Annotated in this window: 9 protein-coding genes; 4 read left to right on the plus strand and 5 right to left on the minus strand. The window is 75.3% G+C overall.

Annotated features, from left to right (window positions below; genetic code table 11):
* Positions 1-3 precede the first annotated feature (3 nt).
* Positions 4-519, minus strand: coding sequence for a DUF3515 domain-containing protein (locus KUM39_RS03615; protein ID WP_217783877.1), 516 nt, complete (start codon positions 517-519; stop codon positions 4-6).
* 20 nt (positions 520-539) lie between these two features.
* The gene (locus KUM39_RS03620; protein WP_217783878.1) at positions 540-773 is read right to left on the minus strand and encodes an Lrp/AsnC ligand binding domain-containing protein; all 234 of its coding nucleotides are present in this window, start codon (positions 771-773) and stop codon (positions 540-542) included.
* A gap of 205 nt (positions 774-978) precedes the next feature.
* Here KUM39_RS03620 and KUM39_RS03625 point away from each other — a divergent pair, with 205 nt between their 5' ends.
* Together KUM39_RS03625 and thiD are read left to right on the plus strand one after the other, a co-directional pair.
* Positions 979-1,953 carry a thiamine-phosphate kinase gene (locus KUM39_RS03625; RefSeq protein ID WP_217783879.1) on the plus strand — a complete coding sequence of 325 codons (975 nt, stop codon included), beginning with the start codon at positions 979-981 and terminating at the stop codon, positions 1,951-1,953.
* Entirely contained in the window at positions 1,950-2,741 is a 792-nt protein-coding gene (gene thiD, locus KUM39_RS03630) for a bifunctional hydroxymethylpyrimidine kinase/phosphomethylpyrimidine kinase (RefSeq protein WP_217783880.1), read from the plus strand. Before KUM39_RS03625 ends, thiD begins: the two co-directional genes overlap by 4 nt.
* Positions 2,742-2,909: 168 nt before the next feature.
* On the opposite strand, the gene rpmB is transcribed toward thiD, so the two are convergent.
* Complete coding sequence (rpmB, locus tag KUM39_RS03635; protein WP_003993230.1) at positions 2,910-3,095, minus strand: 50S ribosomal protein L28; 186 nt, start codon at positions 3,093-3,095, stop codon at positions 2,910-2,912.
* Between the two features lie 260 nt (positions 3,096-3,355).
* Between rpmB and KUM39_RS03640 the strand changes: the two genes are divergently transcribed.
* Positions 3,356-5,002 (plus strand): DAK2 domain-containing protein, encoded by a 1,647-nt coding sequence (locus KUM39_RS03640; protein WP_217783881.1) that lies wholly within the window; start codon positions 3,356-3,358, stop codon positions 5,000-5,002.
* Positions 5,003-5,027: 25 nt separating this feature from the next.
* On the opposite strand, the gene KUM39_RS03645 is transcribed toward KUM39_RS03640, so the two are convergent.
* Both KUM39_RS03645 and KUM39_RS03650 read right to left on the minus strand, forming a co-directional pair.
* Positions 5,028-7,952, minus strand: a complete 2,925-nt coding sequence (locus KUM39_RS03645) for an ATG16 family protein (RefSeq protein WP_246619514.1) — start codon at positions 7,950-7,952, stop codon at positions 5,028-5,030.
* Positions 7,952-9,811, minus strand: coding sequence for an HSP90 family protein (locus tag KUM39_RS03650; RefSeq protein WP_217783882.1), 1,860 nt, complete (start codon positions 9,809-9,811; stop codon positions 7,952-7,954). The genes KUM39_RS03645 and KUM39_RS03650 overlap by 1 nt, the downstream gene beginning before the upstream one ends.
* Before the next feature lie 373 nt (positions 9,812-10,184).
* Between KUM39_RS03650 and recG the strand changes: the two genes are divergently transcribed.
* Positions 10,185-12,455: an ATP-dependent DNA helicase RecG gene (gene recG, locus KUM39_RS03655; RefSeq protein ID WP_217783883.1), complete on the plus strand. Its 2,271-nt coding sequence runs from the start codon at positions 10,185-10,187 to the stop codon at positions 12,453-12,455.
* The last annotated feature ends 120 nt before the right edge of the window (positions 12,456-12,575 follow it).

The following is a 12,575-nucleotide window of genomic DNA, read 5'->3' on the forward strand; positions in this document are numbered from 1 at the left end:
CCGTCAGCGCATGGAGGCGGTCCCACCGGGGACCGCCTTCCGCACGGCGGGCGCCAGACCGGTGAGGACGGCCGTCCCCTCGTCGTCCGCGCCGAGCCCGCCGGGCAGGCTCACCTGGACATAGGCGACCCGGTTGGCGGTGGTGAAGCGCCAGGTCCCGTCGCCCTGCTTCTCCATCAGCCAGTCCACGCCGTCCACCCCGCCCGCGACCGCGTCCGGGTCGTTCCCCTCGGCCACCTTCGGGTCGATCATCTTCGGCGGCCGACGCACACCGCAGCGCAGTATGATCGCCGGGCTTCCCCAGCCCGCCGTGTAGGCGGACCGGGGCGCCGGGTCCTCGCGGTCCCGGCCGGCCAGCTTCGCGGGCAGTACGCGGTCCAGGTCCCGGCACACCCGCGCGGTGCCCGCGTCCGGCGTGGGCACCGCCGCCGTGCTGTCCCGGCCCGCCGTGCACCCGGTGGCCGCGAGCAGCAGCACGGGGGCGAGCAGAGCGAGGGACCGGCGACCGAAACAGTTCACCGGCCCAGGGTAGACGGGGGCTACAGATGGACGACCGGACAGGTCAGGGTGCGGGTGATGCCCTCCACCTGCTGGACCCGGGCGACCACCATGCGTCCGAGGTCGTCCACGGTGTCCGACTCGGCGCGCACGATCACGTCGTACGGTCCGGTCACGTCCTCGGCCTGGAGCACGCCGGGGAGTCTGCTGATCGTCTCGGCGACGGTCGAGGCCTTGCCGACCTCCGTCTGGATCAGGATGTACGCCTGTACCACGGAACCTCCAGGGCGGCCACGAGGATCATGTGGGGAGAAGGAACGCCACGGTATCGCGTCGCCGCGCGCGGCGGGGAGACCCGGGAGCGGGGGGCCCCGCGCGCGGGGGTCCGGGCTGGACGGAAGGTGACGGTCACCTCGACCGTATCGGGGACACTGGGGACGCGCGATTCGGGCACGGACCCGCGAGGAAGGGCTTGAGGCGATGAAGGGCACAGTCGGTGAGCTGGGTGAGTTCGGGCTCATCAGGGAGCTGACCTCCCGTCTCACCACCACCCCGGCGGTCCGGGTCGGCCCCGGTGACGACGCGGCGGTGGTCGCCGCTCCCGACCGCCGGGTGGTGGCCAGCACCGACATCCTGCTGGAGGGGCGGCACTTCCGCCGGGACTGGTCCACGGCCTACGACGTCGGACGCAAGGCGGCGGCGCAGAACCTCGCGGACATCGCCGCGATGGGCGCCGTCCCCACCGCGCTGCTGCTCGGGCTGGTCGTCCCGGCCGAACTCCCGGTCTCCTGGCCGACGGAGCTGATGGACGGGCTGCGCGACGAGTGCCAGGTCGCGGGCGCGGCGGTGGTCGGCGGGGACGTCGTACGCGGGGACTGCATCATGGTGTCGATCACCGCGCTCGGTGATCTGCGCAACCAGGAACCGGTGACCCGGTCCGGTGCGCAGCCCGGTGACCTGGTCGCCGTCACCGGCTGGCTGGGCTGGTCCGCCGCCGGGTACGCGGTGCTGGCGCGCGGGTTCCGCTCGCCGCGCGCCTTCGTGGAGGCGCACCGGCGCCCCGAGCCGCCGTACCACGCGGGTCCGGCCGCGGCCGGGCTCGGCGCGACCGCGATGTGCGACGTCAGCGACGGGCTGATCGCGGACCTCGGGCACATCGCGGAGGCCAGCAAGGTGCGGATCGACGTCCGGTCCGGCGCGATCGACATCCCCACGCAGATGAACGACATCGGGCAGGCCGTCGGGGTGGACCCGATGCAGTGGGTGCTGACCGGGGGCGAGGACCACGCGATCGTGGCGACGTTCCCGCCGGACACCAAGCTGCCCGCGCGCTGGAAGGTCATCGGCGAGGTGCTGAACCCCTCCGCGCTGCCCCAGGTCACCGTGGACGGTGCGCCCTGGACCAGCAAGGGCGGCTGGGACCACTTCGGGGACGGCGGGGGTGTCGAGTCGTGATCCCCCGTGTGCTCACCGTCGCCGGTTCCGACTCCGGCGGGGGCGCCGGTGTGCAGGCCGACCTGAAGACGATGCTGGCCCTCGGCGTGCACGGCATGAGCGTGATCACCGCGGTGACCGCGCAGAACTCGGTCGGGGTGCAGGGCGCCTGGGAGCTGCCCGCCGAGGCGGTGCGGGCGCAGTACCGCAGTGTGGTGGACGACATCGGCGTCCGGGCGGTGAAGACGGGGATGCTGTCCTCCGCCGAACTGGTCGAGACGGTAGCGGAGTTGATCTCCGGCACCGACGCCCCTGCCGTGGTGGACCCGGTGGGCGTCTCCAAGCACGGCGATCCGCTGCTGGCCGCCTCCGCGCTGGAGTCGGTGCGCACCCTGCTGCTGCCCGCCGCGACCGTGGCCACCCCGAACCTGGACGAGGTGACACAGCTCACCGGGGTCCGGGTGGACGCGGAGGGCGATCTGCGCCGGGCGGCCGGTGCGGTGCTGGAGTTCGGGCCGCGCTGGGTGCTGATCAAGGGCGGGCATCTGTCCGGCGACGCCGTGGACCTGCTCACCGACGGCACCGAGGAGCACTGGCTGCGGGCACCCCGGCTCGACAACCGGCACACCCACGGCACCGGCTGCACCCTCGCCTCGGCGGTCGCCGCCGGGCTGGGCAAGGGGCTCACCGTGCCGGACGCGGTCCGGGAGGCCAAGACCTATGTGACCGGTGCCATCGCCGCCGGGTTCGCGCTGGGCGCGGGGATCGGTCCGGTGGACCACGGGTGGCGGTTCCGCGCGGGGGAGTGAGGGCACGCCCGATACGGCCGTACCCGGTGCGGGGCCCGGTTCCCTACGCGGCGTAGCGGCGGGCGGGCAGGGCGTTGTGGTGCGCGGGCATGGCAAAAAGCCGGTCCACTCGGAAGTGGACCGGCTCAGTGCGGCGAACCAGCAGTGGTTGCGCGCTCAGCGATAGCGTCAGCGCGAGACCTTGCCGGCCTTGATGCACGAGGTGCAAGCGTTCACGCGCTTCGGCGTCCCGCCGACCACGGTACGCACACGCTGGATGTTCGGGTTCCAGCGACGGGACGTACGGCGGTGCGAGTGCGAGATGTTGTTGCCGAAGCCCGGCCCCTTGCCGCAGACGTCGCAGTTGGCAGCCACGGGTCACTCCAAAGACTTCAGATGCACTTACGGTTGGGTCCCGGCAGGCCGGGATCGAGATCGTAAGGCTTGAGATCTTGAGTGGCATTGCCAGGGGGAATGGCCCGATCAGGATCGGGCAACCGGAGCAGCATACAACGGCCGCGTCCGTAGAACGAAATTACCACGGTCCGGGGGGACCCCGTCCCGCCCTCCCCGCCGGGCGGCTCCCCGCGCGGGGTCTACGCTGCGTCCACGGCCGGCCAGTCAGGGAGGCGCAGGTGGCGCAGGTGCCGCAGACGTACGTCGATGCTCTCGCGGTGCGCGCCTGGTGCGGGCTCGCGCTCGGCGCGCTCGGCCGGGCCCGCGAGGAGATCGACGCGATCAACGTCTACCCCGTGGCCGACGGGGACACCGGCACCAACCTCTATCTGACCGTCGAGTCGGCGGCCACCGCCGTGGAGGCCGTCTTCGCCGGGTACGCCACCGGCGCCGGGCGGCCCGCGCTCGCGGACGCGGTACGGGCGATGGCCCACGGGGCGCTGATCGGGGCGCGCGGCAACTCCGGCACGATCCTCGCCCAGCTGCTGCGGGGCATGTCCCAGGAGCTGGCCGGGGCGGACGGCGCCGAGCGGGCGGACGGGACGGTGCTCGGGCGGGCGCTGCGGCGGGCCGCCGACTCCGCGCGGACCGCCGTCGCGCATCCTGTCGAGGGCACCGTGCTCACCGTCGCCTCGGCGGCCGCCCGTGCCGCCGAGCGGGCCGGGGACGACTGCGGGGAGGTGGCCCGCGCCGCGCACACGGCGGCGGGGCACGCGCTGGCCGCGACCCCCGGCCAGCTCGCCGTACTGGGCCGGGCCGGAGTGGTGGACGCGGGCGGACGCGGTCTGGTCGCCGTCCTGGGCGCGCTGGTGGAGGCGTGCACCGGCGAGGCACCGGCCGGGACCGCCGCCGTCGTACGGCCGCCGCGCCCCGAGGCCGAACCCTGCGCCGACGACGCCGTGGACGGCGGGCCCGCGTACGAGGTGATCTACCTGCTGGAGGCCGGGGACGCGGCCGTGGAGCGGCTCCGTGCCCGGCTGGACGGGCTCGGGGACTCGCTGGTGGTGGTCGGCGGGGACGGGCTGTGGAACGTCCATGTGCACGTGGACGACGCGGGCGCCGCCGTGGAGGCGGGCGTGGAGGCGGGGCGGCCGTACCGCATCCGGATCACCCACTTCGCGTCCGGCGACCGGGCGGGCGCCGAACGGCCGCCGCGCGAGCCGGTGCAGCGCGCCGTCGTCGCCGTCGTGCCCGGCGAGGGGCTGGCCGGGCTGTACACCGAGGCCGGGGCCACCGCCGTGCTCGCCCGGCCCGGCGAGGCGCCCGGCAGCGGCGAACTGGTCGAGGCGGTACGGCGCGCGCACGCCCGCGAGGTCGTCCTCCTGCCCAACGACCCCGCGCTGCGGCACACCGCCGCCGCCGCCGCCGAGCAGGCCCGCACCGAGGGCGTCCGGGTCGCGCTGATCCCGACCCGCTCGGCGGTGCAGGGCATCGCCGCGCTCGCCGTGCACGCGCCGGAGCGGCGGTTCGACGAGGACGTGGTCCAGATGACCTCCGCCGCCGGTGCCACCCGCAGCGCCGAGGTCGTCGTCGCCGAGCACCGCTCCTGGACCTCGGCGGGCATCTGCCAGGCCGGGGACGCCCTCGGGCTCATCGACGGCGACGTGGCGGTCATCGGCCCCGACGTCACCGCCGCCGCCACCGCCCTCCTCGACCGCATGCTCCGCGCCGGGGGCGAACTCGTCACCCTGGTCGTCGGCACCGAGGCACCGGACGCCCTCGCCGAACACCTGGAGAACCGCGTCCGCGAGACCTACCTCGCGGTGGACACCGTGGTGTACGCGGGGGGCCGGCAGGCGGTGCCGCTGCTGATCGGGGTCGAGTAGCGGGCCCCCGGGGTGCCCCAGAGGCTCAGTCGGTGTCGGCCAGCAGGCGTTCCGCCTCCTCGCGGTGGGCCCGCGCCCGCGGGTCCGCCGGGTCGTGGGACTCGTACGCCGTCAGGACCGCCCGGGCACGGGCGCGGGCCTCCGCCGGGCGGGACAGGGTGAACTCCACGGACGCGGCGGCCAGTTGGGCCGAGGCGTGGTCGTGGAGGGCGGGGGCGCCGAGGGAGGCGTGGACGGTGGCCGACGCCTCCAGGCGGTCCAGGGCGGCCGTCAGCAGAGCCTTCGCGGTCTTCCGGGACTCCGTCCGAGCCGCCGCACGGGTGAGGAGGTCGCCGTGCTGGCGGTGCGTGGTGGCGAGTTCCTCGCGCAGCGCGGTCCGCTCCTCGGCGGTGGCGGCGGGCAGCGCGTCCTCGCAGGCCGAGGCCGCCTCCGCCATCAGCGCCCGCCCACCGGAGACCCCGGCCGGGAGCTGGAGCGCCAGCCAGGCGCGGGCGCGCAGCGAGCGCGCCAGGAAGTGCGGGTTGCCCAGGGCACGCCACAGCCCACCGGCGCGCGCGTAGGCGCGGTCGGCGTCCTCGGGCAGCCCGGCGTGGCCCAGCGACTCGGCGGCGAGGTGGGCGAGCGTGGCGTGGTCGCGCTGGTCGGGCCAGAGCCGGGCCCTCCCGGCCGCCTCCAGGCGCCGTTCGGCCGCCGCCCGGTGCTCGCCCAGTTCGGCCAGGCAGTCCCCGAGCCACCACAGCGTCTGGACGATCCCGCCCACCCCGTGCGTCTTCACCGTCAGCTCAGGCAGCGCCGACTCCAGGGTCTCGGCGGCCTCCGCGTACCGCCCGAGCCGCAGCAGGCAGCCGCCCAGCAGATGCCGGGCCCAGGCGCCGATCGTGCCGGACTCGCCCGCCACGTCGGCCCAGTGCGCCGCCTCCAGCGCGTGCTCGACGCCGTCCTCGACCGCGCCCCGGTTCCCGGTCAGCTCCGCGAGCTGGAGGTGCAACTGGGCCCGCCCCACGGGTTCGACGTACGGGCCGCCGTGCTCCAGGGCGGACCGCAGCGCCGTCTCGGCGTCCGCCTCCTCCCCGAGCGCGTGGGACATCGCGGCGAGCCGTGCCTCGTACTCCACGACGAACCAGGGCAGTCCGGCGGCCACGAACTCGTCGCAGGCCCGGCGCAGCAGGCCCCGTGCCCGGTCGGGATCGCCGCCCATCTCGGTCAGGTCGGCGAGCATCGCCCGTGACTCGGCGGACCGCGCGGCCAGCCGTACGTCGTCCCCGGCGCGGCCCTCCACCAGGGCGAGCACCTCGCGCACCGCGTGCCCGGCCTCCGCCAGGTACTCCTCGGTGACGTGGCCGTCGTTCAGGCGGCGCATCAGGGAACGGGCCCGGCTCATCGCCACGGACGCGGTCTGCCGGACTCCGGTGCGCCCGTCGGCGTAGAGCGTGAGCACCTGGTCGTAGAGCACGGCGGTCTCGGTGAGGGCGTCCGGGATCTCGCCGTTCAGGGCGCGGACGTAGGCGCCGCGGGCGCGGGCGGCGAGGGCCTCGCCGGGATCGCCGGACTCCGCGAACAGCCCGGCGGCCGTCGTGAACAGCGGTGCGCCGTTGGGTCCGCTCTCCATCGCCTCGTACTCCGCCAGTTCCGCGCGGGTACGGGCGTCCAGCGCGGCGCCGGTCTCCTCGGCGGCCCGCGCCACGGCGGCCCACGCCGCCATCGCGTCCGGCCGGAGGGTGCCGGAGCGCCGACGGGCCTCCGCCAGCAGCGCGGGCAGGTCCGTGCCCGTCACCGGCGCTCCGGGCGCCACCAGCAGCGGGGCCGGTCCGGCGGGCACCGCGCGGACCCCCAGCGGCAGCCGCCCGGTGAACGGCTCCCGGGCCATCCGCGCGCGGACCCGGTCGCCCACGGCCCCGGTGCCGTTGCGGGCGTCGAAGCGAGCCGCCAGCTCCAGCGCCTCCGCCCGCGCGTGCGCGGCGAGTTCCCCGGCGGTCCACTCCCGTCCGGCCGGACCCGGCACCGGGCGGGCGGCGAGGCCCAGCGCGACCAGCCGCTCCGCGAGCAGCGCGACCACGGCGTGGAAGTCCATCCGGCTGCGCGGGTGCCCGGTGTCCGCGAAGTACGCGGGCCGCTCCGCGAGGAGTTCCAGACCGCGCGCCTCGTTGCCGGTGAGCGCGCAGAACTCGACGTGGTCCGCGTAGGCGCCCCGCATGCTCTCCATCGGGCGGACCAGCCGCAGCCCGCGCAGGTGGTGGGCGCGGGCCTCCTCGGCGCGGCCGAGGCGCAACAGCGGGACGAGGGAGGAGGCGAGGGTGGCGTGCGGCTCGTGCGCGCAGGCGTACGCGCCCTCCAGCACCGGCCCCCACAGCTCCAGCGCGCCCGCGTCGTCCCCGCGCTCCGCCCGCCAGCCGCCCTGCGCGTTCAGCTCGCAGGCGTGGCAGTCGGCCATCCGGTCCCGATCGGCGGCCAGCCACGCGCCGAACGCCCGCTCCGCCCGCGCCAGGTCCCCGGTGTGCTCGGCCACGCTGAACTCCGCGGCGCGCACCGCCCGTTCGGAGTGCCCGGCGAGCCGGTAGCGGTGCTCCATCTCGCCGAGCCACTTCTCCACCGAGGCCAGCGGGATGTGCGGCTGGCCCAGCATGCCCGCCGAGACCCACTTGAAGACCCAGTGCAGGGTGTGCGTCTCGTAGTCGTCGAAGTCCTCCGGGCGCTCGTCCCACATGCGCAGCAGCCGCGCGAACGGGACGAACATCCGGTCCTTCTCGGAGCTGTAGTTGTAGACCGTGATCTGGTGCCCGAGCGCCTCGATCACGGCGAGCGGTATGTCCAGCCGCTCCGCCTCCGCGAGCAGCCGCTCGGCGTGCGCGTTGCGCGCCGGGCCCTCGGGGCGCTCGCCGTTCTCCGCGATCGCCCGGCGCAGGGCGTCCAGGCCGGTGACCGGCTCCGCCATCCCCTCCGTGCCCGCCATCAGCGCCCGTCCTCCCGTTGAGTGGCCCACTCCAGCAGGCCGATGAACGCCCGGTTGAGCAGCGCGGAGTCCGCCGGGCGCAGCGGGCGCCGCGCCATCAGCGGCGCCTGCCCGTACAGCGACTCGGTCGCGGTGCCGATCAGTTCCGGGTCCGGCAGCGCGGCCACCTTCCGGACCAGCGGACTGAGGTGGTTCAGCACCAGCCGGGCGCGCGGGGCGCTGCCGCGCAGCGAGCCCAGGATGCCCGCCCACAGGTCGTCCGCCCGCTCCTCCGCCTCGGCCCGCGCCCGCTCGTGCCGCGCCGACCGGTCGTCCAGGTGCAGCGCCGGGACGGACAGCGGGTGGAAGGCGCGTACGACCACGTCGCAGCCCAGCGGGTCCAGCTTCGCGCGCGCCGCCGCGAGGAACCCGGTGAGCGCCAGCTCCTCCGCCGGGTCCACGGCGTCCAGGTGCGCGGTCACCGTCTCCGCGTCCAGCTCCGCGACCACCGTGCCCGGCCGCACCGAGGGCAGCGCCTCGACCAGCTCGCTGTCGTAGGTGTAGCCGCCGTTCACCACGCCGACGCCCTGCGCCGACGCGATCGGCGCCACCTGCCGGAACTCCTCGACGGTGCGCGTGAAGTGCACCACCGGGTGCCGTCCCGCGAACTCCGCCAGGGACAGCCGTCCGTCCGTGGTCTCGAACGGCAGCCACGGCAGCATCGTGCGCAGCATCTCCGCATCGTGCCGGGCCAGCGACTTCACGCCCAGGTGGTGCACGGCCAGGAACGCCGACAGCAGCTCCGGGTCGCCCGCCGCGAGCCCGGTCAGCCAGGACCTGATCCGCTCCCCGAGCGCCTCCCGTACGGCCGCGAGCGTCTCGTCCTCGTACAGCGCCTCGCGGGACGCAGTGGGCCGCAGGCTGTCGGTGTCCAGCACGCAGCGCACGAAGAACGCCCAGTCGGGCAGCAGCTGTTCGGCGCGCTCGGTCAGCAGCATGCCCTTGAGGTGCACCCGGTGGGAGGCCCGCTGCGCCGGACTCACCGCCGACGGCAGCACGTACGCCACCCCGCGCAGCCCGGCCAGCGGCACGTCCAGGGCGATCGAGTCCAGCGGGACGAACCCGAACGTCTCCCGGCAGTGCCGGGCCAGCGCGGCACGGCGCGCCTCCGGGCCGGGGTACGCCCGCTCCCAGGGCGCGGGCAGATCGGTCACCGGCTCGCCGTCCACGCGTACGTCGTACGGGAGCAGCGCGCCGAAGTCGCGGGCCAGCGTGCGCACCCGGTCCGGCGCCAACCACTCGGCCGCGCCCGCGCGGGCCGTCAGGTACACGGTGGTGCCCGGCTCCGGGCGCTCCGCCTCGGGCAGCGTCCGCACGGTGTACGACCCGTCGTCCCGCGCCGTCCACTCCACGGGCGGTGCCTGCGGCTCGCGGGCGCTGCGGCTGACGACGCGGACGCGTTCGGCGACCACGAAGCAGGCCAGCAGTCCGATGCCGAACTGTCCGAGGAAGTCCGAGCGGGCCTCCTGGAGCCCGTCGGCGAGCCCGTCGGCCCGCTTGGAACTGCGGCCGATCGTCGCCAGCAGCCCGTGCACCTCGGCCTCGGTGAGCCCGATGCCGCTGTCCTCGACCCGCAGGGTGCCGTCCGCCGTGTGCAGCAGAACCAGCGCCGGTGCGTCCGGTTCCCCGGCCCGCCGCGCGGTCACGGCGTCCACGGCGTTCTGGAGCAGCTCGCGCAGATACACCTTGGGGCTGGAGTACAGGTGATGGGAGAGCAGGTCCACCAGGCCGCGCAGATCGACCTGGAAGGTGTGCGGTGACTGAGAGGACGGCTGGGACGGCTGGGAGGCCGGTGACGGCTGTGAAGTCTGGGAGTCCATCGTCGCTGCGCCGGCGGGGGGAGGGAACGCGGCGCGGGGTCGGGCGGTCCGGATGGGGCGGTGACCGCGGAGGGATGGCCGGAGCGCGCCATCCTAGAGCGGTTCCGCCCGGTCCGACCAGGGTCTTCCGGCCGCCCGTACGGGAGTTCGGGCCCCGAGGCGCTGCCCGGCGGTGCGGGGGAGGGCGTCCGGTGCTGGTGGTGGGCGAGGCCGCCCGGTTCGTGAGGGCGGTGGTGCGGGCGCGGGGGAGGGGCGCGCGGGGCGGGAAGTGCGCCGTCCCGGGGAGCGGCCCGCCCCCCTGCCGGGGATTCGCCCCGCCCCGCGGACGCCCCCGGCACCGTCGGCTGTGGCGATGTCGGTGCCGTGGTGTGCAATGGATCTCGTGCCCGCACTGGAAGAACCCCTGAAACAGCCGCTCAAGTCAGTGCTCGGCCCCGCCACCGCGAAGGTGATGGCCGAGCACCTCGGCCTGGAGACGGTCGGTGATCTGCTGCACCACTACCCGCGGCGGTACGAGGAGCGCGGCCAGCTCACCCACCTCGCCGACCTGCCGATGGACGAGCACGTCACCGTCGTGGCCCAGGTGGCGGACGCCCGGCTGCACAGCTTCGCCTCCGCCAGGGCACCGCGCGGCAAGGGGCAGCGCCTGGAGGTCACGATCACCGACGGGTATGGCCGCCTGCAGCTCGTGTTCTTCGGCAACGGCGTGCACAAACCGCACAAGGAGCTGCTGCCGGGCACACGGGCGATGTTCTCCGGCAAGGTGTCCGCCTTCAACCGCCGCCTCCAGCTCGCCCACCCCGCCTACGAACTCCTGCGCGGCGACGGCCCCGACAGCCCCGGCGGCTTCGACAGCCCCGGCGGCTTCGACGGCTCCGGCGGCGACACCGGAGTCGAGAGCTGGGCGGGCGCCCTCATCCCGCTCTACCCGGCCACCGCCAAGCTGGAGTCCTGGAAGATCGCCAAGGCCGTCCAGACCGTCCTGCCCGCCGCCGAGGACGCCCTCGACCCGCTCCCGGAGTCCCTGCGCCACGGCCGGGGCCTGCTCACCCTCCCCGAGGCGCTCCGCGCGATCCACCGGCCCGCCACCGGGGCCGACGTCGAGCAGGCCCGCGCCCGGCTGAAGTGGGACGAGGCGTTCGTCCTCCAGGTCGCGCTGGCCCGCCGCAGATTCGCGGACGCCCAGCTGCCCGCCGTGGCCCGCAGCGCGAGCCCCGACGGCCTGCTCACCGCCTTCGACGACCGGCTGCCCTTCACCCTCACCGACGGCCAGCGCAAGGTCACCGCCGAGATCTTCGCCGACCTCGCCACCGAACACCCCATGCACCGGCTGCTCCAGGGCGAGGTCGGCTCCGGCAAGACACTCGTCGCGCTGCGCGCCATGCTCGCCGTGGTGGACGCCGGGGGCCAGGCCGCGATGCTCGCGCCCACCGAGGTCCTCGCCCAGCAGCACCACCGGTCGGTCACCGAGATGCTGGGCGAACTCGCCCAGGGCGGCATGCTCGGCGGCGCCGACCACGCCACCAAGGTCGTCCTGCTCACCGGCTCGATGGGCGCCGCCGCCCGCCGCCGCGCCCTGCTGGACCTGGCCACCGGCGAGGCGGGCATCGTCATCGGCACCCACGCCCTCATCGAGGACAAGGTCCAGTTCCACGACCTCGGCCTGGTCGTCGTGGACGAACAGCACCGCTTCGGCGTCGAACAGCGCGACGCCCTGCGCGCCAAGGGCAAACAGCCCCCGCACCTGCTGGTCATGACGGCCACCCCGATCCCGCGCACCGTCGCCATGACCGTCTTCGGAGACCTGGACACCTCCGTCCTGGACCAGCTCCCGGCGGGCCGCTCGCCCATCGCCAGCCATGTCGTCCCGGCCGCCGACAAACCCCACTTCCTCGCCCGCGCCTGGGAACGCGTCCGCGAGGAGGCCGAGAACGGCCACCAGGCGTACGTGGTCTGCCCCCGCATCGGGGACGAGGAGGACGACCCGGGGAAGGCCGCGAAGAAGCAGGCCGGGGACGGCGCCGACAGACGCCCCCCGCTCGCCGTCCTGGAGGTCGCCGACCAGCTCGCCGCCGGACCCCTCCAGGGGCTGAACGTCGAGGTGCTGCACGGCAGGATGCACCCCGACGACAAGGACGCCGTGATGCGCCGCTTCGCCGCCGGTGAGACGGACGTCCTGGTCGCCACCACGGTCATCGAGGTCGGCGTCAACGTCCCCAACGCCACCGCGATGGTCATCATGGACGCCGACCGCTTCGGCGTCTCCCAGCTCCACCAGCTGCGCGGGCGGGTCGGACGCGGCTCGGCACCGGGCCTCTGCCTGCTGGTCACCGAGATGCCCGAGGCCGCCCCCGCCCGGCAGCGGCTGAACGCGGTCGCCGCCACCCTCGACGGCTTCGAGCTGTCCCGCATCGACCTCGAACAGCGCCGCGAGGGCGATGTCCTCGGCCAGGCCCAGTCCGGCGCCCGCACCAGCCTCCGCGTCCTCACCGTCATCGACGACGAGGAGGTCATCGCCGAGGCCCGCCAGGAGGCCACCGCCGTGGTGGCGGCCGACCCCGCACTGACCGCCCACCCGGCCCTGCGCACCGCCCTGGACGCCCTGCTGGACGAGGAACGCGAGCAGTACCTCGACAAGGGCTGACCCCGGCCGCCCCTCCTCCCGGCCGCCCCCGGCCGCCCGCTCCGGGGACGCACCGGCCCGCCCCGCCTGCCAGACTGACCGTGTACAGCCGTACGGCCGTCCCCCGGCCCCGAAGCCCCG

Source organism: Streptomyces corallincola (assembly GCF_019104725.1).
GTDB lineage: Bacteria > Actinomycetota > Actinomycetes > Streptomycetales > Streptomycetaceae > Streptomyces > Streptomyces corallincola.